Below are 20,890 nucleotides of genomic sequence, written 5' to 3'. Positions count from 1 at the left end.
TGCCCCGGCATGGATTACTGCGCGCTGGCCACAGCCCGTTCGATCCCGATCGCTCAGGAGATCGCGACCCGCTTTGACGAACTCAAGCTGGAACACGAAGTTGGCCCGCTCAAGATCAAGATCTCGGGCTGCATCAACGCCTGTGGTCACCACCATGTGGGCCATATCGGGATCCTGGGCCTTGATCGTGCAGGTGTGGAAAATTACCAGATCACGCTTGGTGGCGACGGTACCCAAGACGCGACCCTTGGCGAACGCGCCGGTCCTGGTTTCTCGGCCGACGAGATTATTCCCGCCATTGAACGTCTGGTGCGTGGGTACCTAAACCTGCGCAGTGAACCCTCCGAGACCTTCCTGCAGACCTACCGCCGCCTTGGGTTGGCCCCGTTCAAGGCCGCCCTCTATCCGGAAGCCCGTGCCAATGCCGCGTGATACCCTTGTTCCAAATGGACAAAAAATCCTCCCCGAAGGGCCGGATCATATCGCAGCGCTGACCGCGCAAGTAACAGCGCTGAACAACAGCCTGCGCCATCATAGCGCCACGGATGTGCTGCGTGCGGCCATCGAAAACGTGCCCAATCTCGCGCTGGTCTCAAGCTTTGGTGCGGAATCTGTGGCGTTGCTGCATTTGGCCGCGATGGTTAAGCGCGATCTGCCGGTGCTGTTCATCGACACGGAAATGCTGTTCGCAGAAACGCTGGTCTACCAACAAGAACTCAGCGAACGGTTGGGCTTGCGCAACATCCAGATCATCCGCGCCGCTGACATCTTGGAAAAGGACCCCGACGGAACATTGCATCAGCGCGACCCAGACGCCTGCTGTGCGTTTCGCAAAACCGTGCCGCTGCAAAACTCGTTGCAAGGCTTTGACGGCTGGATCACGGGGCGCAAACGCTTTCAGTCCGGCACCCGCGCATCCTTGCCGTTTTTCGAGGTTGAAACCCCGCCAAATGCCACCGCGCGGATCAAGGTGAACCCCCTTGCCCATTGGCAGGCCAGCGACGTCGCCGACTATATCGACGAGAACCGCCTGCCCCGCCATCCTTTGGTGGCACAGGGCTATCCCAGCATCGGCTGCGCGCCCTGCACGTCCAAGGTCAAGCCCGGCGAAGACCCCCGCGCAGGGCGTTGGCGCGACACACAAAAAGAAGAATGCGGCATCCATTTTGTCGACGGCAAGATGGTCCGAACAGGAGCAAAAACATGACACAGCTAGTGACCGATAAAGGCTTTACACCAGACGATTGGACAGCGGGTTTTGCGGTGCTCGGCTGCGCCAATGACGCAGTCGCCTTGCATGTGCCATCCGACGCGCAACCGGGCGACATCCAGCTGAACCACACGTTGCAAATCATCCGCATCGATTTCCCAAGCTCCGCCGACGGGCGCGGTTTTACGATCGCCAAACAGCTGCGGCTGCTGGGCTATACGGGACGATTACGCGCACATGGTCACGTACTGGCCGATCAATATGCGATGGCGCGTCGGGCAGGCTTTGACGAGGTCGAAATCCCCGATGATCTGGCGACGCGACAACCCCAAGACCAATGGCTGGCCCGTGCAAATTGGCAAGACCATGACTATCAGTCCCGCCTGCGCGGCTGATACGGGTCTTTTCCTACCCCCTTCCTTGCCCTAAAGACAAAGGCGGCGCGCCGGATGTGCGTGCCGATGAAACCATGACCGAGCATTCCCAAGTGACCCAGACCAACGCCAAAGCCGTGCCGACCCTGCCCGATGCGCAAACTGTGATCTCAGTTAAACATTGGACCGACCGTTTGTTTTCCTTCCGCGTGTCGCGCCCTGCGTCCTTGCGGTTCCGGTCGGGTGAATTCGTAATGATAGGCCTGATGGGCGACCCTGACCCAAAGACCGGCAAGCAAAAGCCGCTGTTGCGGGCCTATTCAATTGCGTCGCCGTCGTGGGATGATGAGCTCGAGTTTTATTCGATCAAGGTCCAGGACGGCCCGCTGACGTCGAAACTGCAGCACATCCAGCCCGGTGACCAGATCATCCTGCGGCCCAAACCCGTTGGCACGCTGGTGCATGACGCGTTGCTACCGGGCAAGCGGCTGTGGCTGTTTGCGACCGGCACCGGCTTTGCGCCTTTCGCGTCGTTGCTGCGCGAACCTGAAACCTACGAGAACTTCGATCAGGTTATCGTAACCCACACCGTGCGTGACGTAGCAGAGCTGGATTATAGCCGCAGTCTGATCGAAGATATCCAGAATGACGAAATGATGCACGAGCTGATCGGCAAGGATAATCTGGCCAAGATCGTCTATTACCCGACCACGACCCGCCAAGACAGCCCCAAGATGGGTCGTATCACGACACTGCTGCAAGACGGCACGGTGTTTGCGGATCTGGGTATTGACGGGATCAATGCCGACACCGACCGCGGCATGGTTTGCGGCAGCCTAGGCTTCAACAAGGATATCAAAGACGTTCTTGAAGGCTTCGGCCTTGAGGAAGGCGCGAATTCCGATCCCAAACACTATGTCGTGGAAAAAGCCTTCGTCGGCTAGACTTACCGATCCCCGGACATTAAAAAACCGCGCCCTCTTGCGAAGGCGCGGTTTTCTTTTTGCGATATCCCTAAGGATTACATGTTCAGCGCAGCACGGACACGGTCCAGAACTTCGCCAAGCGTATCTGGGTTTTCGCTGGCTGTTTCAACGCCACGCATCAACAGGGTTTTCTGCATGCCGGGCAGGTCAGATTCGTCGATCATGGTCTTGACTGCCTCAAGATCGAAACCTTCGACGGTCAATGGCTGCGCAGGTGTTTCTGCGGTAACAGTCGCGTCTGCTTCGGCAGTCACAGCAGGCGCTTCAGCCTCGACCTTGGCTTCCTCGGCTGCTTGTGCAGCGGAATCCGTTGCTGCCACGACTTCGGCTTCGGCAGCCTCGGCGGCTTCATTTGCGGCAGTCGCGGCATCGCTTGCCACTTCGGACGTTGCTGCCATCGTGCTGCTTGCAGCATCCGAGACTTCCTCCGCGGCGTTGCTGGCGGCTTCATCTGCCACTTCAGCAGTGTCGCTTGCCGCTTCACTGGTAGCTTCGGCTGCGTCGCTGGCTGCTTCGTCCGCCACTTCAGCTGCGTCACTGGCTGCATCTACGCCATCTTGCGCTGTCTCAGTCACTGTGGCCGCAACGTCAGACGCTGCTTCGGATGTCGCATCAACCGCGTCGGACGCTGTTTCTGCTGCCGCGTCTGCCGCATCGCTGGCCGTGTCGGCAACCGAAGTCGCGGCGTCGGAGGCCATTTTCATCGCCTCGTCTGCCGCCTCAGCGGTAGCAGCAGCTGCGTCTTCGCTGGCCTGAACGGCAGCATCAGCCACGTCCGACGCCGCTGCGGCAACTGCATCCGCAGCCGCATCAGCCGCTTCGGCGGTTGCTTCGACAGCGTCGGCAACTGCGCCTTCGGTCGCTTCAACTGCGTCGCCGACGGCAGCTGTTGCACTGTCCAACGCTTCGGGCGCGTTGACTGCATCCGATGCCGATGTCGCGATTTCTTGGACTGATCGACCGGAATACAGCATGTATCCCCCGAATGCGATCACAGCCGCGATAATGATCCAGATGAGGTTTTTCATGACAATATAGTCCCTTTGAACTTGGTAGATTTCGTGTCGTGCACCAAATATGCACGCTCAAATTGTCAAATGCGCTTTCATTTGTCAGGTTGCAAGGTTGAAACGCCCCTTTTAACCGACTTTACCCCCATTTTGCGGCTTGAAGAAGCACTTATGCAGGTTTACCTTCTGTCTTCGATATTACGGAACAATCAAAGGACGTTCATCATCGCTCGCAGACCACATAACGCGCCGCCACAAAGAGACACGGGCCCGCGCATTAACGAAAATATCCGCTCTAATGAAATTCGTCTGATCGGTGCCGACGGCGAAAACGTCGGGGTCGTCACGCCAGGCCGTGCCATGGAAATGGCCGAAGAAGCCGGGCTGGACTTGGTCGAGATCTCTCCCAACGCCAACCCGCCCGTGTGCAAGATCATGGATTTCGGCAAATTCAAATACGAGACGCAAAAGCGCGAAGCCGAAGCGCGCAAAAAGCAAAAGATCATCGAGATCAAAGAGGTCAAGTTCAGACCGAACACCGATACAAATGACTATCAGGTCAAAATGCGGAACGTGTTCAAGTTTCTGGACAATGGCGACAAAGTCAAAATCACCCTGCGCTTTCGCGGTCGTGAGATGGCGCACCAGAATTTGGGCCGCCAATTGCTGGAACGCGTCGCCGAAGACACCAAAGAGGTGGGCCGCGTCGAAAACTTCCCCAAGATGGAAGGCCGTCAAATGGTCATGCTGATCGGCCCGATGCCGAACAAGTAAGACGCTTTCCGGCTTTGCTAAGTCAGACATAAAAAACGCCCCTGTGAGTAATCACAGGGGCGTTTTTTCATTTCAGGGACCCAGTCTTACTGTTGCAGCAAGCTGGTAATGTTGCGCACGACCGCGCGACGGTTGGCCGGTTGCGCGGTCAGGGACGGCACCTTCAACGCCGTCTCACCATAGCCTTGGGTGATCAGGTTTGCCGGTGGTACGTCAAAATATTCCGTCAACGCCAAAGCAACGGTTTCGGCACGACGGTCCGACAGCGCGAGGTTATAGCCCGCATCGCCAACGGCGTCCGTGTGCCCTTCTATCAGGATGACCGTGCGCGGATCGTTGCGGATCGCACCGGTTATTGCCGTACCGATCTTGGCCAGCGCGCGCGCCTGTTCGGGCTGGATAGCAGCAGACCCCGTTGCGAAACGCACCGCATCCAGTTCAACCTCGGGGGCCAAAGCGCGGACTTGACGGATATCGCGAACCTGCCGCAACGAGAACCGCTGTGCTTGTGAATCGCGCAACTGTGTTTCAAGGGCGACGCGCAGGGCTTCTTCGTTTTGCTGGCTGGCAAGGGTGTTGGTCTGTTGGACCTGCGGCAATTCGTTCACAACGATGCGCTGTTCAACCTGCGTGTCGTCAAACAACACATATTGGTTGCCCTGCGGGTCAACATTGATCCGGCGCAACACCGTCCCGTCACGACCAAGGATGGTCACCACTTTGCTACCATCGGGCTTGGTCACAGTCGTGCGGGCAGAACCGTCGTTGAACGTCTCGCGACGAACTTCGTCGCCAGCCTGACGCACCAATGCATCGTCATCTTTCAGCACGCGCAAATCACCATTCGGGTCTTCGACGACCAAACGGTCACCCGAATTGCTCACAACTTTGGATCCGTTCTTGAGTACGGCACCGACCGCGACAGCCCCCAGCCCCAGCAAAAGCGCCTTTTCGAACTTGCTCAGCCCCTTGTCTTCTTCGGGTGCCGTTTCGGCTGCCGCCTGCCCCGTTACCGCGGTCGAGAATTCCTCGTCCGATGTGCGGGTTTGCTCGGCTGTGACCTCTTCGGTCTCGACTTGCGCTTCTGCTTCGCCACTGTCTGCGGCGGCGGCTGATTGCGCAGCTGCAGCAGCCTCTACGGCGCGTTGTTCCAGACGCGCTTCCTCAGCGGCCTGCTGGGCAGCAAGGTCGGCAGCAATCTGCTCTTCTGTTTTTGGGGCATCAGCAGGGGCAGCTTCGGCTTGATCTGCCGGGACTTCGGTCACTTCAGCCTGCGCTGGCTCTGCTTGCTGTGTCGGTTCCGCTGTTGCTTCAGCCTCTTGAGCTTCGGCAGCAGGTGTGACGTCTTGCGTCGCCACAGGCTCAGCCGTCGCAGCCGCATCAGCTGCTGCTTTTGCTTCCGCGTCGGCGGCAATCTGGGCTGCAACCGCCTCTTCATTCGCCTTCGCGTCGGCTGCCATTTGCGCTTCGGCTGCTTCTTGTGCCTCTGCAGCTGCTTTTTCACTTGCAGCAGCTTCCGCCGCCGCCGACGCATCGGCCGCGGCCTGTGCGTCTATCACAGCCTGCGCGTCAGCCGCAGTCTGTGCATCCCTTACAGCCTGTGCATCTGCTTCTGCCTGCGCCTCAGCAGCCACACGGGCATCCTCGGCGGCTTGTGCCTCAGCTACGGTTTCTTCGGCTTGTTGTGCTGTGGCTTCGGCCTCGGCTGCCGCCTGATCAGCCTGTGCTGCTTCATCAACAGCCTCGGTCGCACCTGTGACCTGATCTAGCGCCCCTTGCAGCTGCGCGTCCAGCTCTTCGGCTGTCGTCACCTCGGTGCCATCAGGCAACACGCATGGGAATACCAGATCGGCCTCGGCACCCTCAACAGCGCAGTCAGCAACAGTTGTTTGCGCGAACCCGCCCGTTGGCAGCGCAAGCGCCACACACATCGTCAAAGAAGTGGTCGATTTAAGAATTCTAAACATTTCATATCCTTACGGAGTTACTACACAACGCCGTTCGGGCAGCGCTTGGTGTAAAACTCCCTACCAATCGTTTGGTTCCAACATGCAGATGCCAGACAGCACAAAGCCGCCTTCGATACTACGAAGACGGCTTTGCTGGTGTTTAATCCTCAGTTCGTCCAATGTGCGATCAGGCCAGTGCAGCAACCGCCCGCTTGGTCATCACGCCAATCAAATGAGCGCGGTAATCGCCCGATCCATGCAAATCGCTGATCATGCTGCTGCCATCCACGGTCAGGCCAGCAACCGCATCCGCGCTAAAGTTATCGGACAACGCGGCCTCGGCCTCGCTCCAGCGGAAAACACCGTTCTCGGACGCGCCGGTGACGGCAACACGCACGCCATCGCTGAATTTGGCGACATAGACTGCCACCAATGGAAAGCGCGACGCGGGCTGGATGAACTTCTCGTAATGCGCTTTTTCAGGCACCGGAAATCTGACTTCGGTAATGATCTCACCCTCATCCAAAGCCGTGGCAAACATGCCCTCAAAGAAATCATCGGCGGCAATTTCGCGCGCATTGGTGATAATTGTCGCGCCGCTGGCCAGAACAGCCGCCGGATAGCAGGCCGAAGGGTCATTATTGGCAACCGATCCGCCAATTGTCCCGCGATTGCGTACTGCCGGATCACCGATCCGCGCCGCAAGGCCCGCCAGCGCTGGATAATGCGATGCGACCTCTTTTGCGACGGTGGCATGAACCGTACCACCACCAATGCAAACGCGGCCATCGTCATCCATACAAACGCCTTGCATTTCGGCAATCCCGCTAAGCGACACCAAAACCGACGGCATCGCCAACCGCGCCTTGAGCGTCGGGATCAAAGTCTGCCCGCCACTCATTGGCTGCGCTTCTTCACGCCCCAACGCCTTGACCGCATCCTCGATGCTGGTCGGCTTTTCTACGTCAAAATTATACATCTTTCGTCCTTCCGATCAGAGAGCGGGGCCAAAACCACCAAACTCCCCGCTTCATTTTGCCAAATAAACTCCGGGGGGCGCGGGGGGCTGGCCCCCCGTCCCGTCCTCTCATCCTAGCTGTTCATCGCGGCCCAGACACGCGCTGGTGTCACGGGCATGTCGATGTGACCCACATCCTTGCCACCCGACCGCATGGCATCCAGCACCGCATTGACCACCGCCGGTGGCGATCCGATTGCCCCCGCCTCGCCACAACCTTTGACCCCCAAGGGGTTGTGCGTACAAGGCGTCTGGCAGGAATGATCCACCGTATAGAATGGCAGGTCACTGGCGCGCGGCATCGCGTAATCCATATAGGATGCGCTCAGCAGCTGTCCTTCGCTGTCATAGGTACAGTTCTCCATCAACGCCTGACCGATCCCTTGCGCCAGACCGCCATGCACCTGCCCTGTCACGATCATCGGATTCACGATATTGCCAAAGTCATCGGCAGCCGCGAAGCGTTCGATCGTCACATGGCCTGTCTCCGGGTCAAGCTCGACCTCGCAAGCATAGGCACCGGACGGATAGGTAAAGTTGGACGGATCGTAGAACGCCGTCTCTTCCAGACCTGGCTCGATGTCTTCCAACGGATAGTTATGCGGCACATAAGCCGCCAAGGTCACATCGCCCCAAGCCACGGATTTATCCGTGCCTGCGACGCTGAACGCACCATCTTTCAGCTCGATATCGCCCTCGGACGCTTCCAGCAGGTGGGATGCGATTTTCTTCGCCTTGGCGATGATTTTTTCCGTCGCGCGCACCATAGCAGATCCACCAACAGCCAAGGATCGCGACCCGTAGGTCCCCATCCCCATTGGCGTATTGGCAGTGTCGCCATGCACGATTTCGATCATATCCTCGGGAATGCCGATCATCTCGGCGATCACCTGCGGAAAGGCCGTTTCATGCCCCTGCCCGTGGCTGTGTGATCCGGTCATAACCACCAGACCACCGGTTGCATTCACCCGCACGGTAGCGGATTCGTACAGACCCGCCCGCGCGCCAAGCTGGCCGACAAGGTTCGACGGCGCGATGCCGCAGGCCTCGATATAGCAGTTCACGCCGAAACCGCGCAGCTTGCCTTTGGCCTCGGAGTCCTTGCGACGGGCTGCGAAACCGGCCATGTCGGAAATCTCTTCCAGCTTGTCCATGGTCGCCACGTAATCGCCGGTGTCATATTCCACCGCCACAGGCGTGGCATAGGGGAATTCGGTGATAAAGTTCTGACGGCGCAGGGCAATCGGATCGACACCCAATTCATGCGCACATTTATCAACCAGCCGCTCCAACTGATACGTCGCCTCGGGACGGCCGGCACCACGGTAAGCGTCGACAGGAACGGTGTTGGTGAACACGGCCTTGACGTTCACATAGATCAGCGGTGTTTTATAATTTCCCGCCATCAACGTTCCATGCAGCCATGTGGGAACCGATGGCGCGAAGGTCGACAGATAGGCACCCATGTTGGCATAGGTGTCTGTGCGCAAAGCGGTAAAGTTGTTGTCCTTGTCCAGCGCCATTTCGATCTTGGTGACGTGATCGCGGCCATGGGCATCCGACATGAACGCCTCGGACCGGCTGGAGGTCCATTTGACCGGACGGTTGCACGCCTTGGCAGCGAAGGTCACGAATGCCTCTTCCTGATAGTGGAAGATTTTCGTGCCAAAACCGCCGCCCACATCAGGGGCCACAACGCGCAGCTTGTGTTCGGGGATGCCCAGAACAAACGCGCCCATCAACAGGCGGATCACATGCGGGTTTTGCGACGTCGTATATAGCGTGTGATCGCCGGTACCACGGGCAAAGTCGCCGACAGCCACCCGCGGTTCCATCGGGTTGGCGATCAGACGGTTGTTGACCAGTTCCAGCGTGGTAACGTGGTGGGCTTCTTCGAACGCCTTATCGACGGCACCCTTGTTTTCCTCGACGAACCCCCAATCATAGCACAGGTTCGACATCAGATCGTCATGGACCTTGGGCGCATCCGCTTTGACGGCTTCCTTCATGTCAATGACGGCGGGCAGATCGGTGATGTCCAGCACAATGGCTTCGGCGGCATCGCGGGCCTCGGACAGGGATTCAGCCACAACAGCGGCGATCGGTTCACCCACATGGCGCACCTTGCCATGGGCCAGAACAGGGTGGCGCGGTTCTTGCATGACTTCGCCATGCTTGTCCGTCACCTGCCAGCCACATGGGATCGACCCGACGGCCTCAAAATCCGCACCGGTGAAAATCTTGACCACACCCGGCATGCCCTCGGCAGCCGATGTATCCACCGAATTCAAGGTGCCATGCGCAATATCCGAGCGCAGAAAAAACACATAGGCCTGCCCGCGCAGGTTGATATCATCCGTGTAATTGCCTTCACCGGTCAAAAACCGGACGTCTTCGCGCCGCTTGCTGCTGGCACCAATTCCGCCATCCTTTGGCATAGTTAATCCTCCCTATGGGGTGCCGTTTCGTGTCGGGCACCATCGCGTTTGCAGGTTTATTCTGTTGGTATGGCGCCACCCGGAACCGCAGGGATACGCCTTTTTGCATCGGTTTTATGCGTCTGCGCGTGCCTCCTCGCACATGCAGACAAGCCGCCTTTTATTCAGCAGCCAATGCGCTGACGTCTTGGCCGGAAGCCGCCATGATTGCCTTGACGATGTTGTGGTAGCCGGTGCAGCGGCAGATGTTGCCATCCAGATAGTGGCGCACTTCGGCTTCGGTCGGCTTGGGATTGTCTTTCAACAAGGCCGAGGCAGACATGACCATGCCGGGGGTACAGAACCCGCATTGCAGGCCGTGGTGATCCTGAAACGCCTGCTGGATCACGTTCAGCGATCCGTCTGCATTAGCCATGGATTCGATGGTTTTGACGTCAGCGCCTTCGGCTTCGACCGCCAGCATGGTGCAGGCTTTGACCGCTTCGCCGTTCACATGCACAACGCAGGCACCGCACTGGCTGGTGTCGCACCCGATATGTGTGCCCGTCAGATTGAGGCTGTCGCGCAGAAACGACGCCAGCAATGTGCGGCCTTCCACGTCGCCAGACGCGGCTTTGCCGTTCACGGTCATTTTGACCTGTGTCATAGATATCCTCCCTTAGGTGTTCTTGATCTCGTTGATCAGAGTTAAGCACGCCCCTGCGCAGTTGAGAACCCAAATTTTCGCGAGGGCTTGAAAACATGCAAAATTTTGGACGCCGCAGGCTGAATTTAGCCGCGGCGCGGTTGTGGCCGTGTCACGATTTCCTTGAGCAATCCCCCCACGCCCATGCCCGCAATATCACGGTCGGTCACCGCGATCCCGCAGGCGATCCGCGACAAGACCCAATCCGCCCCGTTCAGCGCGGGCGACCGCGCGCAGCCGGGCAGACCGATCACCTGCCGCGCCCCAAGGTTGCCCAGAAACAGCAGATTGCCCGGATCAACCGGCATCCCGAACCGCGCCACCGTGCCCCCCGCAGCGCGCAGCGCCGACGGGGCGACGTCATCAATATCCGAGGTCGCAGATCCGGTCAGGATCAGCACCAGCTCTGACTTTGCAACTGTGATCGCATCGCACAAGGCGTCCGTTTCATGGGGCACCATCACCACATCTTTCAGAACGACGTCCAGCGCGGTAAGGCGGTTGCCGATGGCCTCGCGGCCCTTGTCCCCTGCCCCGCGCTCGATCTCGGTGATGATCAGTGTCGCATCTTTCAGCTGAGGCGGCGCAAGACGGATGGCCCCGCAGGCCGCTGCGCAGGCGCGCGCCAGATCGGCCTGATCGACCCCGTACGAGATGATCTTGATCGTGGCGACCATCCCGCCGTTGGTCATTTGCTGAAACGGCGGCACAGTGGCGAGGGTTATCATCGGATGCACGGCATTGGCGGCCTCAAGTGCTGCGACATCCAGCACCGCCACCCCCGGCCCTTTGGCCAGCAGATTGACGCGACCGGTAAAAGCGTTGGTCATATCAAGATGCGGGTCAAAATCAGGTTCATCGCCCACCAACGCCTGCGCCAGTTGCGCTGCGGCGGTGTTTTCATCCACATCCCTAGGGGCCAACCGTGCGACAGTGACCTGTTCGTGTCCCGCAGCCAAAAGGTCGGCGATATGTCTGCTCTCGATCAACAGTCCTTTTCGCAGTCGCCCTTTAGGTAAGGCGACAGAATGGGCCAGATATGCACCAGCAGCATCATGGGTGGGTACGGCGCCGAACTTCACGGTTTTCTCAGGGCTTGGATCATTTGCGCAAGGATCGACACTGCGATTTCGGGCGGACCGGCGGCCCCGATATCAAGACCCACTGGGCCTGCGATCCGGGCGATATCCGCATCGGTAAATCCGGCCTTTTGCAGCCGGTCCACCCGCGACGCATGGGTTCGCTTTGATCCAAGCGCACCGATATAGAACGCATCGGATTTCAGCGCGATATGCAGGGCGGGATCGTCCAGTTTCGGGTCATGGGTCAATAAAACAACGGCACTGCGGGTATCGACGCCCACTTCTTCCAATGCTGCATCGGGCCAGTCGTTTATCACGCGGGCCTCGGGAAAGCGCGCTTGCGATCCGAATGCCTCGCGCGGGTCAATCACCACAACGTCAAACCCTGCGACCTGCGCCATCGGGGCCAAGGCCTGCGCGATATGCACGGCCCCCACGATAATCAACCGCAATGGCGGATTGTGGATTGCCACGAATGTGTCGCCGTCTTCCTCAACACCTGACCGGTCCATCCGAAAACGACCGTCATAGCCATCGCGCACCAGACGCGCAGTACCGCCCGACAGCGACACCTCGTAGCCAATCGGCTGACGCGCCGCGCGTGCCTTGACCAGATCGGCCAGAATATCAAAGGGCATCCCACCGTTGCCGATGGGTTCCACCAGTACGCGGATCTTGCCGCCGCAGGCCAGCCCGACGGCAAAGGCATCGCCATCGCTCACGCCATATTCCAGCAGCCGCGGCGTGCCGTCTTCCAGCGCCTCGAGCGCCTCGACGACCACGGCCCCTTCGACGCAACCGCCAGAAACCGACCCCTGCATTTCACCATCGCCCGATATCGCCAGCTGCGCGCCAACCCGTCGCGGGGCGGACCCCCATGTTTCGACAACCGTGGCCAAGGCAGCCCCCCGCCCCGCTTGGGCCCATGCGTAGGCGCGTTCTGGTGCGTCTTCAAAGATGTCCATCTGGGCGGTCTCCGGTTTTGCGTTGCGGGCCAGTTGCATATATGTACTGCGTCCTTGGCCATCGCTCAATCAGATAACTTGCACGCCGCCGCCCGCACCACTACATCTTGGCTGATATAACCGAACGGAGCCGCACCAATGCCAATGCAAGCCAGAGAAATCGAAGACCTTCTGCGCCAGACCTTTCCAAATGCCAAAATCGAAGTCGAGGGCAACGACGGTGTGCACATGGCCGCGATGGTCATCGACGAAAGCTTTCGCGGGAAAAACCGCGTGCAGCAGCAGCGCGCCGTCTATGCCGCGCTTAAGGGCCGTATGGACGGACCAAGTGGGGATTTGCACGCACTTGCCCTGACGACCAAGGCACCGGACTGATCCGATGGACCTGACCCTTGTGGTGATCCTAAGTGTTCTGGTGCTGATCGTGGCGGTGCTGCGCGGATTGCAATCCTTGCGCCACACCCGCGGCACCGAACGCGGATCACAGCCCGGCACAGGCTATCACGAGATTGAAACAACCTATCACTCTGGCGGTGGCGGGGGCGGACACCAGACCACCTACCGCATTCCCCGCGACCCGCAAGAATACGCTAAACGCTTTATACCGAAGGACAAATCAAAATGACCGACGTTTCGACACAGATCAAAGAGACCATCACCGCGAATGACGTTGTGCTGTTCATGAAAGGCACCAAGGCGATGCCGCAATGCGGGTTTTCATCCCGTGTGGCCGGCGTGCTGAACTATATGGAAGTCGAATTTGCCGACGTGAACGTTTTGGCAGACGAGGCCCTGCGCCAAGGCATCAAGGATTTTTCCGACTGGCCCACAGTGCCACAGCTTTACGTCAAAGGCGAATTCGTCGGCGGCTGCGACATTATCACCGAAATGACCCTGTCCGGCGAGTTGGATGCGCTGTTTGCCGAAAACGGCGTCACCTATGACAAAGATGCAGCCGACAAAATTCGCGAAGCCAACGGCTGAAACCTGATTTAGCGTTAGCAAAAAAACGGCGTTCCTTTTGGAGCGCCGTTTTTTTATGTCTTTAATTTAGCGTCAGGCAAATTCATTCATTCTTGATCAATGCACGAAATCCAGCGCCAAAGAATCGCGGCGGATGGGGCGGCTTAACACCGATGCCTCGGTCAGTAGGCGGGACCGGTCCAGATCAGAGCACGCACCGTAGGCAACATAGGCTCTCAGGTCTGCAGCCATCCGCTCAAGCGAGGCTTCAAAGACCAGATAGACCTCGTTTTGGGTGGGGTCAAAAAACATGGCGGACGGAACCAGTTTTCCGATTGTCTGGCTGACCACTGAAAACTGGTTGTCCCCCTTGAGGTTCATCATTTTTATCGGACGATCCACCTTTGCCCCGTTGATCGCCCAGGCATCTGCACCTGAAAGATAAAAAACAACAACATTGTCAGATGCTTCGACATGCGTGACCATCGGATAGTCGTTCGCTTCGTTCAGGCACGCCGCCGCGATTGCATGGCCAGACAATGCACCGATCGCCCCAAAACCCGCATTATCGGGATGTACAGCATCGATAAGATCGACGTGGTATTACTCGGCTCCTTCGAAAACGAAATCCAGCGCGGTAACGACCCTGCGCTGCGCCAAAAGCAAGCTTTGCGTTGTGTGGTCATTGCCCCCGATCCGCCGCCCGATGAAATTACAGATGACAAAACAACCGTAGGTCTGCCGCAGGTAGATAAAGAACTCTTTCAGCGAGGCTTCATAGGTCTCAATATCAAGCGCGGCATCTTCGGCATCACGTTCACCTTGTGACCATAAAATGATATCCGCCTCTGGATACATGAACGTTGTCTGCAAAAGCAGCCGACCCGGCTTATGGGTCGTTTCATCCCACCACGATCTGCGACTGCGGTACCGCCGCAGCAATGAGGTAGCCGGAACAGGCGCTTGTAGCACCTCGACAGGAACTTCGGTGCAGTCCTGGAAATGTTGGGTTAGTTGATCAACACCGTCAGTTGTTGCCCCGTCGTATGACCTCGACAGACCGCTGCCCAAGCTTTGCCCCATGACGATAATCTTTATAGGGCCTATTTCTACCGAAACGCGAATAGCTTCTCTTTGCGATGGTTAACTTAATGCCAACCACAACCAGAGAGTTAATGCCATCAATAGATACCAATAGATAACGACAAAAAAATGTGCTCAGTTTCAGTTGTCTGCAGAACGCCTGCCCGTCTTGCGAAATCGCAAAAACAGCGGGGGCATAGCGGCGTAAAAACAGCGCCATCTGTCTGCAACGCCCAGTCAGACAATCAGCAGCCCGGATGTTGGGTAGCGAAAAAAGTCATTCCGGTTGGCCTTGCCCCTTGAGGCAAGACTAACCGCGCGATGCGTTTATCCCGCCGCTTTATCCTCGATCTCTTGGGCCAAGGCTTCGGCGCGGGCCGCCATTTCGGCCAAACCGTCACTCACCGACTGCGGGATCACAGGAACTTCGATACGTTCGGGTTCGATCACGACATTGCGCAGGCCTGCCAGCTCGGCTTCGCGCTCGGCCAGTTCGGCGCGCACTTCGGCGACTTGATCTTCGACGCTGGCTGTCTTGTCAGCCAACAGAAGGCCCGCCATCAACAGCATGCGCGCTTCGGGCATGCGGCCAACCTGATCCGATAGAATCTGCGCCTCGTCATCCAGCATTTTGGCTGCAGCATGAAGATAGCTTTCCTCGCCCTCTTGGCAGGCGACTTCGAATTGGCGACCGCCGATGGAAATGAGTACTTCGGGCATCAGGCGTTCTCCTGCGCGGCTTCGACAAGGGGGGTGAGGGTCGACAAGATCGCATCCGCCTGCGCCAGATCGGCACTGCGCGCAGCGCGCAACGCGTCAAGTTCGGCCTGCAGCGCGGCGTTGATCAGATCGGCATCGCCGACACCTTCGGCATTGGCGGCGCGCAAAGCGGCGCAGGCATCGGACAGTTTCGTGTTGGTCTGGCGAACCCGCTGCAATTCGACATCAAGCGCTGATACCTGTGCGTCGGTCACAGTGCTTTGGGCGGCTTGGGCATCGGCATCGGCAAGCTTGGCCTGCGCTTGGCCCAACTCTGCCTTGGTTTTTTCCAATTGCGCCTGCGTGTCAGCAGTCAATGTTTCAAGCTGGGTGTTCAGGGATTTGACTCGCTCTTCCAGTTGCGCATTGGCAAGGCGTTCATCGGCAAGCTCTTGGGAAAGGTCCGGCACGTCCTCTTTGGCGACGGCCAGTTTTTCCAACCCGCGCGACGCGCGCTCCATCGCGGCCATGATGCGGCCTTGTACTTCTTCTATGTCACTCATCCCCGGATCCCCGTTGAAACGTCTTTTTTGCACTGTGCCAACCATCGAATCGGTGGTCAACGTGGTTTGCAGCGATCCTACCCAAACGCGAAGCGAAATACTGCCCCTTTAAGAACAACGCATTGGCGGGGGCTGTTGATGTGGTCGGGGGCCCTGCCCCTGTTGCCCTTGATCTTTGCGGGGTGGCTGGTATTGATCGCGCAAACTTTGCCCTGACATAAGGAAGCCGCCCCCGTGGATTTGAACGCCCTTGCGAAAGCCCACCCCGAGCATTGGTCCAAAGCGACCGCCATTCGCGCCCTGACGCTGGACGCCGTTGCGGCTGCCAATTCCGGCCATTCGGGCATGCCCATGGGCATGGCAGATGTTGCGACCGTTTTGTTTGAAAAGCACCTCAAGTTTGACGCCGCCAACCCACTGTGGCCAGACCGCGACCGGTTCATCCTGTCCGCAGGTCACGGGTCGATGCTGATCTATTCGCTGCTGCATCTTGTGGGCGACGCACAGTTCCCGATCGAAGAGATCAAGAATTTCCGCCAAATGGGCGCGCGCACTGCGGGCCACCCGGAAAACTTCCTTGCCGATGCGATTGAAACAACCACCGGCCCGCTGGGTCAGGGGATTGCGAATTCCGTGGGCTTTGCCATGGCCGAAGAAATCCAGCGCGCGCAGTACGGCAAAAAGATCGTCGACCACTTTACCTATGTGATCGCCGGCGACGGCTGCCTGATGGAAGGCATCAGCCAAGAGGCGATCGCACTGGCAGGACGCCACAAGCTGGGCAAACTGATCGTGATGTGGGACAATAATAACATCACCATCGACGGTCCTGTCAGCTTGTCCGACACCGTGGATCAAGTGGCCCGCTTCAAGGCTGCCGGTTGGCATGTGGTCGAAATCGATGGCCACAACCCCGATGAAATCGACGCAGCCCTGACCGAGGCACGTAAATCATCCCTGCCCTCGATGATCGCGTGCAAAACCCATATCGCGTTGGGTCACGCGGCACAGGACACGTCCAAAGGCCACGGTGCTTTGACCGACGCAGACCAGATGGCCGCCGCCAAGGCCGCCTATGGCTGGACAACCGGCCCGTTCGAAGTCCCCGCAGATGTGAAATCCGCATGGGAAGCCATCGGTTCGCGCGGTGCAGCAGATCGCAAGGCATGGGAAGAGCGTTTCGACGACATGTCCCGCGCCAAGCGCGAAGAATTCAACCGTGCGCTGGCCGGTGATGCGCCCAAGAAACTAAGTGCGACGATCAAAGCCTTCAAAAAGCAGATGACCGAAGCCGCCCCCAAGCTGGCCACCCGCGCCAGCAGCGAGAAGACCCTCGAGGTGTTGAACCCGCTGTTCGTAGAAACCGTTGGCGGGTCGGCGGATCTGACCGGGTCCAACAACACCAAAACGGCTGATCTAGGTGTGTTTGACGTCGACAACCGTGGCGGGCGCTATGTCTATTGGGGCATCCGCGAACATGGCATGGCATCGGCGATGAACGGCATGGCGCTGCATGGCGGTGTGCGCCCTTACGGCGGTACGTTCATGTGTTTCACCGACTACGCCCGCCCTGCAATGCGTCTGGCGGCCCTGATGCAAATTCCGACGGTCTTTGTCATGACCCATGACAGCATCGGTCTGGGCGAAGACGGCCCGACGCACCAGCCTGTTGAACACCTTGCCATTTCGCGCGCAACACCGAACACCTATGTGTTCCGTCCCGCCGATACGGTTGAAACAGCCGAAAGCTGGGAAATCGCGCTGACGTCGAAAAAGACGCCATCGGTTTTGTCGCTCACCCGTCAGGGTCTGCCGACCGTGCGGCTTGAGCACAAAAACAAGAACCTCACTGAACAGGGTGCTTATGTGCTGGCCGACGCCGACGGCAAACGTCAGGTTATCCTGATCGCCACCGGCTCCGAAGTCGAGATCGCGTTGAAAGCCCGCGACATCTTGCAAGAGCAAGGCATCGGCACCCGCGTTGTGTCCATGCCCTGCATGGAGCTGTTCGCCGAGCAGGACGAAGCATACCGCCGCCGTGTTCTGCCCGCAGGCCCGGTGCGTGTTGGCGTCGAGGCGGCCGTGCGCCAAGGGTGGGACCGGTGGCTGACAGGCGAACGTGGCAAGTGGAACAAGGCTGATTTTGTTGGCATGGACCGTTTCGGTGCCTCTGCCCCTGCGGAAGAACTGTTCGAAAAGTTCGGCATTACGGCGCAGAACGTCGCCGACAAAGCCAAAGCACTTTTGTAATCAAATCGGGGGGCGGATCGCCCCCCCCTTTCACCACCGCACATAAACTCAGGTTCCGCTGAGTTTTTTTATTGCTTTAAAAACAAAATCCTTGAAATTTTATTCCGTTTATTGAATGCTCGTTATGACAGCCCTGAGTTGGACCGAAAGAGTTCATACAGTGGCGTATCGGGCATCGGGTTGGACGGGGATTGGCTGATTATGGGCGCAGCATATATTTTATACGCGATAATGTGCGGCAGCCTTGGCGGCGTGGCCTGCTTTGGTGCCGGTTATGGGATGATTGCGGTGCTTGTTACCTATGCCGTAACAGGTCAATTGGCCGTGATCCTTTTGGCAGCACTATACCTGCGCAGCCAGACGCGCGGTTCAAACATCCGTCGCGTCTGACTTTCCTAAACAAAGTCTTTGGGTGCCGCGCGTTCAGGCGGCTGTTTTTTTGACAGCTGAACGGCTGAAAACGGCGCGCCAAAGCGGCGTGATGATCTTTTCCCCGATCGGGATCAAGACCAACCCAAGCGCCAGACCAAAGACGCCGTCCATCGCAGCTTTGGCGGTCCATTCCACAGTGCCCTCATAGGACGGAACCATGTGGCCGATGTTGGCAGCATAGTCATGGATCAAGTGGCCCAAGGTATCAAAGCCCATTACCTCCAGTCCGTGAATGATGATTGACCCGCCGACCCATAGCATGGCCGCCGTGCCGATGATGGTAAGGGCCTTCAGGAAAAAGGGCATCCCGCGGACAATGGCGCGACCGACACTGCGGGTCGGAGCCAACCGGGCGTTTTTTGCCATATAAAGCCCCAGATCATCCATTTTCACGATCAAAGCGACCGATCCATAAACCGCCGCCGTAATAATCACAGCCGCCGCCGCCAAAGCCCCTGCTTCCATCCAGAAATTCGAAACCTCTAGGTTCGACAGGACGATGGTCATAATCTCGGCCGACAAAATCAAATCCGTCTTGATCGCTCCAGCGGCTTTTTGTTCTTCCAGATGCGCCGGGTCGTCGACGACAAGGCCCTTGCCCGGATGATCATCGTGGCCTGCCCCGCCGACACCCAAAGCATGGGCAATTTTCTCGGCCCCTTCGAAACATAGATAGGCACCGCCCAGCATCAACAAAGGCGGAATGGCCCAAGTCGCGAAATTAGACAGCAGCAATCCCGCAGGCAACAAGTACACCAGCTTGTTCTTGAGCGACCCTTTGGTGATCCGCCAAATGATTGGCAGTTCACGGCTTGCCTCGAAGCCGTGAACATATTTGGGTGTTACGGCAGCATCGTCAATCACCGCACCCGCCGCTTTGGCGCTGGCTTTGGCCGCTTGGCCGAACACATCGTCCACGCTGGCCGCAGCCACCTTGGCTATCGCCGCAACATCGTCCAACAAGGCCAGCAAACCGCTCATCACGTCTCTCCATCATTATTTCGGGACAAAATAGCGCACCACGGCGCAAAGGCAAAGGGCCGCCTGCCGTTTCCGCTAACATAGACATTTAACGCTAACATCCCGAAATCAGGCGGTTTTAGACCTTTAACCTTTGATCGGCCTACAGATATAGATCGCGCAACCTCGCCCGCTTTCAGACCTAAGGACGCATCTCATGACCATCAAAGTCGGTATCAACGGATTTGGCCGCATCGGCCGTTGCACGCTTTCTCACATCGCAGCCTCAGGCCGCGACGATATCGAGGTCGTGCGCATCAATGCCACCGGCCCGATCGAAACAGCCGCGCATCTGATCAAATACGACTCTGTGCACGGGCGTTTCCCGAACGAGGTCAAAGTCGGCAACGGCACGCTGGATCTGGGCCAAGGCCCGATCGAAGTCATGTCGACCTACAAGATGGAAGAGCTGAACTGGGACGGTTGCGATGTCGTGCTGGAATGTACCGGCAAGTTCAACGACGGCAAAAAGGCCAATGTGCATCTTGAGCGTGGCGCAAAGCGCGTGTTGCTGTCGGCACCCGGTAAAAACGTCGACCGGACCATCGTCTACGGTGTGAACGACCACGAATTGCAAGCGTCCGATACGATGATTTCCAACGGGTCGTGCACCACAAACTGTCTGGCACCGCTGGCCAAGGTTTTGCAAGATTCATTTGGCATCGAATATGGCATCATGACCACCATTCACAGCTATACTGGCGACCAGCCCACGCTGGACCGTCGCCACGACGACCTGTACCGCGCCCGCGCCGCTGCAATGGCGCTGATCCCGACATCGACCGGCGCTGCCGCGGCTTTGGGTGAAGTACTGCCCGCGCTAAAAGGCAAGCTAGACGGCACCGCGATGCGCGTGCCCACCCCGAATGTCAGCGCGGTTGACCTGACCTTCCGTGCCTCGCGCGATGTCACCGTCGACGAAGTTAATGCCGCCATGCGCGCCGCCGCCGAAGGCCCGATGAAGCGTGTTATGGGCTATGACCCTGAAAAGAAAGTCTCGATCGACTTTAACCACACCGAAGAAAGTTCGATCTTTGCGCCGGATCAGACCATGGTTGTCGCCAACCGCATGGTCCGTGTGCTGGCGTGGTACGACAATGAATGGGGTTTTTCCGTACGCATGGCTGATGTTGCCGTTGCCATGGGCAAACTTGGCTAAGTCTTGCAGCAAAGGCGTTGCCCTGTCATATCAGGGCAACGCCGCGCAAGGATCCCTGCCCCATGAACACACCCATCGCCCTTGTTTTGGCATCGCTCATTGTCGGTGGCCTGGCGGTAGATGCAGTGATGTATGGCAGTGAACATCTGGTTTTCCTCAGCAAGAAATTCCTTGATCTGCTCGAATGGGTCGCATTCTGGCGCTGATCGGAAACTGTTGTTTCGGAATAG

23 protein-coding genes and 1 pseudogene are annotated in these 20,890 nt (G+C 58.2%); 12 read left to right on the top strand and 12 right to left on the bottom strand.

Going from position 1 to position 20,890, the window contains the following annotated elements; genetic code table 11:
• The 4 genes and pseudogenes from ABYT07_RS03650 to ABYT07_RS03635 all read left to right on the top strand — a co-directional run.
• Positions 1 to 432, top strand: a pseudogene (locus ABYT07_RS03650) (nitrite/sulfite reductase); the annotation flags it as partial.
• Positions 422 to 1,207: a phosphoadenylyl-sulfate reductase gene (locus ABYT07_RS03645; RefSeq protein WP_372989528.1), complete on the top strand. Its 786-nt coding sequence runs from the start codon at positions 422 to 424 to the stop codon at positions 1,205 to 1,207. The pseudogene ABYT07_RS03650 and the gene ABYT07_RS03645, both read left to right, overlap by 11 nt.
• Positions 1,204 to 1,605: a DUF934 domain-containing protein gene (locus ABYT07_RS03640; protein WP_372989527.1), complete on the top strand. Its 402-nt coding sequence runs from the start codon at positions 1,204 to 1,206 to the stop codon at positions 1,603 to 1,605. Before ABYT07_RS03645 ends, ABYT07_RS03640 begins: the two co-directional genes overlap by 4 nt.
• Positions 1,606 to 1,679: 74 nt before the next feature.
• The gene (locus tag ABYT07_RS03635) at positions 1,680 to 2,528 is read left to right on the top strand and encodes a ferredoxin--NADP reductase (RefSeq protein WP_372989533.1); all 849 of its coding nucleotides are present in this window, start codon (positions 1,680 to 1,682) and stop codon (positions 2,526 to 2,528) included.
• Positions 2,529 to 2,605: 77 nt separating this feature from the next.
• Here the strand turns inward: ABYT07_RS03635 and ABYT07_RS03630 are convergent, their stop codons facing one another.
• Positions 2,606 to 3,598 carry a hypothetical protein gene (locus ABYT07_RS03630; RefSeq protein ID WP_372989526.1) on the bottom strand — a complete coding sequence of 331 codons (993 nt, stop codon included), beginning with the start codon at positions 3,596 to 3,598 and terminating at the stop codon, positions 2,606 to 2,608.
• 207 nt (positions 3,599 to 3,805) lie between these two features.
• On the opposite strand from ABYT07_RS03630, the gene infC reads away from it, so the two are divergent.
• Positions 3,806 to 4,354, top strand: a complete 549-nt coding sequence (gene infC / locus ABYT07_RS03625) for a translation initiation factor IF-3 (protein ID WP_372989532.1) — start codon at positions 3,806 to 3,808, stop codon at positions 4,352 to 4,354.
• Positions 4,355 to 4,440: 86 nt separating this feature from the next.
• Here the strand turns inward: infC and ABYT07_RS03620 are convergent, their stop codons facing one another.
• The 6 genes from ABYT07_RS03620 to ABYT07_RS03595 all read right to left on the bottom strand — a co-directional run bounded on the left by ABYT07_RS03620 (position 4,441) and on the right by ABYT07_RS03595 (position 12,491).
• Entirely contained in the window at positions 4,441 to 6,321 is a 1,881-nt protein-coding gene (locus ABYT07_RS03620) for an OmpA family protein (protein ID WP_372989525.1), read from the bottom strand.
• Between the two features lie 169 nt (positions 6,322 to 6,490).
• Positions 6,491 to 7,282, bottom strand: a complete 792-nt coding sequence (locus tag ABYT07_RS03615; RefSeq protein ID WP_372989524.1) for a xanthine dehydrogenase family protein subunit M — start codon at positions 7,280 to 7,282, stop codon at positions 6,491 to 6,493.
• 113 nt (positions 7,283 to 7,395) lie between these two features.
• Positions 7,396 to 9,759, bottom strand: coding sequence for a xanthine dehydrogenase family protein molybdopterin-binding subunit (locus ABYT07_RS03610; RefSeq protein ID WP_372989523.1), 2,364 nt, complete (start codon positions 9,757 to 9,759; stop codon positions 7,396 to 7,398).
• Between the two features lie 160 nt (positions 9,760 to 9,919).
• Positions 9,920 to 10,405 carry a (2Fe-2S)-binding protein gene (locus ABYT07_RS03605; RefSeq protein WP_372989522.1) on the bottom strand — a complete coding sequence of 162 codons (486 nt, stop codon included), beginning with the start codon at positions 10,403 to 10,405 and terminating at the stop codon, positions 9,920 to 9,922.
• A gap of 125 nt (positions 10,406 to 10,530) precedes the next feature.
• Entirely contained in the window at positions 10,531 to 11,526 is a 996-nt protein-coding gene (locus ABYT07_RS03600) for a molybdopterin-binding protein (RefSeq protein ID WP_372989520.1), read from the bottom strand.
• The gene (locus ABYT07_RS03595; RefSeq protein ID WP_372989531.1) at positions 11,523 to 12,491 is read right to left on the bottom strand and encodes an XdhC family protein; all 969 of its coding nucleotides are present in this window, start codon (positions 12,489 to 12,491) and stop codon (positions 11,523 to 11,525) included. Before ABYT07_RS03595 ends, ABYT07_RS03600 begins: the two co-directional genes overlap by 4 nt.
• 138 nt (positions 12,492 to 12,629) lie before the next feature.
• On the opposite strand from ABYT07_RS03595, the gene ABYT07_RS03590 reads away from it, so the two are divergent.
• Genes ABYT07_RS03590 through grxD form a run of 3 tightly spaced genes read left to right on the top strand, consistent with a single transcriptional unit; the run spans position 12,630 to position 13,475 of the window.
• Complete coding sequence (locus ABYT07_RS03590) at positions 12,630 to 12,866, top strand: BolA/IbaG family iron-sulfur metabolism protein (protein ID WP_372989519.1); 237 nt, start codon at positions 12,630 to 12,632, stop codon at positions 12,864 to 12,866.
• A 4-nt stretch (positions 12,867 to 12,870) separates the two neighbouring features.
• Positions 12,871 to 13,116 carry a hypothetical protein gene (locus tag ABYT07_RS03585; protein WP_372989518.1) on the top strand — a complete coding sequence of 82 codons (246 nt, stop codon included), beginning with the start codon at positions 12,871 to 12,873 and terminating at the stop codon, positions 13,114 to 13,116.
• Complete coding sequence (grxD, locus tag ABYT07_RS03580; RefSeq protein ID WP_372989517.1) at positions 13,113 to 13,475, top strand: Grx4 family monothiol glutaredoxin; 363 nt, start codon at positions 13,113 to 13,115, stop codon at positions 13,473 to 13,475. Before ABYT07_RS03585 ends, grxD begins: the two co-directional genes overlap by 4 nt.
• Positions 13,476 to 13,571: 96 nt before the next feature.
• Here the strand turns inward: grxD and ABYT07_RS03575 are convergent, their stop codons facing one another.
• The 4 genes from ABYT07_RS03575 to ABYT07_RS03560 all read right to left on the bottom strand — a co-directional run bounded on the left by ABYT07_RS03575 (position 13,572) and on the right by ABYT07_RS03560 (position 15,799).
• The gene (locus ABYT07_RS03575; RefSeq protein ID WP_372989515.1) at positions 13,572 to 13,994 is read right to left on the bottom strand and encodes a hypothetical protein; all 423 of its coding nucleotides are present in this window, start codon (positions 13,992 to 13,994) and stop codon (positions 13,572 to 13,574) included.
• A gap of 63 nt (positions 13,995 to 14,057) precedes the next feature.
• A complete protein-coding gene (locus ABYT07_RS03570; protein ID WP_372989513.1) occupies positions 14,058 to 14,537 on the bottom strand; it encodes a hypothetical protein in 480 nt (159 codons plus the stop codon).
• A 327-nt stretch (positions 14,538 to 14,864) separates the two neighbouring features.
• On the bottom strand, positions 14,865 to 15,257 hold the full coding sequence (locus ABYT07_RS03565) for a cell division protein ZapA (protein ID WP_372989511.1): 393 nt from the start codon (positions 15,255 to 15,257) through the stop codon (positions 14,865 to 14,867).
• Entirely contained in the window at positions 15,257 to 15,799 is a 543-nt protein-coding gene (locus ABYT07_RS03560; protein ID WP_372989509.1) for a hypothetical protein, read from the bottom strand. Before ABYT07_RS03560 ends, ABYT07_RS03565 begins: the two co-directional genes overlap by 1 nt.
• 234 nt (positions 15,800 to 16,033) lie before the next feature.
• Between ABYT07_RS03560 and tkt the strand changes: the two genes are divergently transcribed.
• Together tkt and ABYT07_RS03550 are read left to right on the top strand one after the other, a co-directional pair.
• Complete coding sequence (gene tkt, locus ABYT07_RS03555; protein ID WP_372989507.1) at positions 16,034 to 18,049, top strand: transketolase; 2,016 nt, start codon at positions 16,034 to 16,036, stop codon at positions 18,047 to 18,049.
• 201 nt (positions 18,050 to 18,250) lie between these two features.
• Positions 18,251 to 18,439: a hypothetical protein gene (locus ABYT07_RS03550; protein ID WP_372989505.1), complete on the top strand. Its 189-nt coding sequence runs from the start codon at positions 18,251 to 18,253 to the stop codon at positions 18,437 to 18,439.
• Between the two features lie 33 nt (positions 18,440 to 18,472).
• On the opposite strand, the gene ABYT07_RS03545 is transcribed toward ABYT07_RS03550, so the two are convergent.
• Positions 18,473 to 19,462, bottom strand: coding sequence for a DUF808 domain-containing protein (locus ABYT07_RS03545; RefSeq protein WP_372989504.1), 990 nt, complete (start codon positions 19,460 to 19,462; stop codon positions 18,473 to 18,475).
• A 196-nt stretch (positions 19,463 to 19,658) separates the two neighbouring features.
• Between ABYT07_RS03545 and gap the strand changes: the two genes are divergently transcribed.
• Positions 19,659 to 20,660, top strand: coding sequence for a type I glyceraldehyde-3-phosphate dehydrogenase (gap, locus tag ABYT07_RS03540; RefSeq protein ID WP_372989503.1), 1,002 nt, complete (start codon positions 19,659 to 19,661; stop codon positions 20,658 to 20,660).
• A gap of 62 nt (positions 20,661 to 20,722) precedes the next feature.
• A complete protein-coding gene (locus ABYT07_RS03535; RefSeq protein WP_372989502.1) occupies positions 20,723 to 20,866 on the top strand; it encodes a hypothetical protein in 144 nt (47 codons plus the stop codon).
• Positions 20,867 to 20,890 lie beyond the last annotated feature (24 nt).

This window comes from Sulfitobacter sp., from assembly GCF_041552635.1.
Taxonomy (GTDB): domain Bacteria; phylum Pseudomonadota; class Alphaproteobacteria; order Rhodobacterales; family Rhodobacteraceae; genus Sulfitobacter.
Note: the sequence above shows the minus strand (reverse complement) of the source record. Positions and strands in the feature narration are given on the sequence as shown.

Excerpts from the sequence above, each read along its gene's own strand:
- ABYT07_RS03645 (WP_372989528.1), top strand. The coding sequence starts at position 422 with ATGCCGCGTGATACCCTTGTTCCAAATGGACAAAAAATCCTCCCCGAA.
- ABYT07_RS03640 (WP_372989527.1), top strand. The coding sequence starts at position 1,204 with ATGACACAGCTAGTGACCGATAAAGGCTTTACACCAGACGATTGGACA.
- ABYT07_RS03635 (WP_372989533.1), top strand. The coding sequence starts at position 1,680 with ATGACCGAGCATTCCCAAGTGACCCAGACCAACGCCAAAGCCGTGCCG.
- ABYT07_RS03630 (WP_372989526.1), bottom strand. The coding sequence starts at position 3,598 with ATGAAAAACCTCATCTGGATCATTATCGCGGCTGTGATCGCATTCGGG.
- ABYT07_RS03620 (WP_372989525.1), bottom strand. The coding sequence starts at position 6,321 with ATGTTTAGAATTCTTAAATCGACCACTTCTTTGACGATGTGTGTGGCG.
- ABYT07_RS03615 (WP_372989524.1), bottom strand. The coding sequence starts at position 7,282 with ATGTATAATTTTGACGTAGAAAAGCCGACCAGCATCGAGGATGCGGTC.
- ABYT07_RS03610 (WP_372989523.1), bottom strand. The coding sequence starts at position 9,759 with ATGCCAAAGGATGGCGGAATTGGTGCCAGCAGCAAGCGGCGCGAAGAC.
- ABYT07_RS03605 (WP_372989522.1), bottom strand. The coding sequence starts at position 10,405 with ATGACACAGGTCAAAATGACCGTGAACGGCAAAGCCGCGTCTGGCGAC.
- ABYT07_RS03595 (WP_372989531.1), bottom strand. The coding sequence starts at position 12,491 with ATGGACATCTTTGAAGACGCACCAGAACGCGCCTACGCATGGGCCCAA.
- ABYT07_RS03590 (WP_372989519.1), top strand. The coding sequence starts at position 12,630 with ATGCCAATGCAAGCCAGAGAAATCGAAGACCTTCTGCGCCAGACCTTT.
- ABYT07_RS03585 (WP_372989518.1), top strand. The coding sequence starts at position 12,871 with ATGGACCTGACCCTTGTGGTGATCCTAAGTGTTCTGGTGCTGATCGTG.
- grxD (WP_372989517.1), top strand. The coding sequence starts at position 13,113 with ATGACCGACGTTTCGACACAGATCAAAGAGACCATCACCGCGAATGAC.
- ABYT07_RS03570 (WP_372989513.1), bottom strand. The coding sequence starts at position 14,537 with ATGGGGCAAAGCTTGGGCAGCGGTCTGTCGAGGTCATACGACGGGGCA.
- ABYT07_RS03565 (WP_372989511.1), bottom strand. The coding sequence starts at position 15,257 with ATGCCCGAAGTACTCATTTCCATCGGCGGTCGCCAATTCGAAGTCGCC.
- ABYT07_RS03560 (WP_372989509.1), bottom strand. The coding sequence starts at position 15,799 with ATGAGTGACATAGAAGAAGTACAAGGCCGCATCATGGCCGCGATGGAG.
- ABYT07_RS03550 (WP_372989505.1), top strand. The coding sequence starts at position 18,251 with ATGGGCGCAGCATATATTTTATACGCGATAATGTGCGGCAGCCTTGGC.
- ABYT07_RS03545 (WP_372989504.1), bottom strand. The coding sequence starts at position 19,462 with ATGAGCGGTTTGCTGGCCTTGTTGGACGATGTTGCGGCGATAGCCAAG.
- gap (WP_372989503.1), top strand. The coding sequence starts at position 19,659 with ATGACCATCAAAGTCGGTATCAACGGATTTGGCCGCATCGGCCGTTGC.
- ABYT07_RS03535 (WP_372989502.1), top strand. The coding sequence starts at position 20,723 with ATGAACACACCCATCGCCCTTGTTTTGGCATCGCTCATTGTCGGTGGC.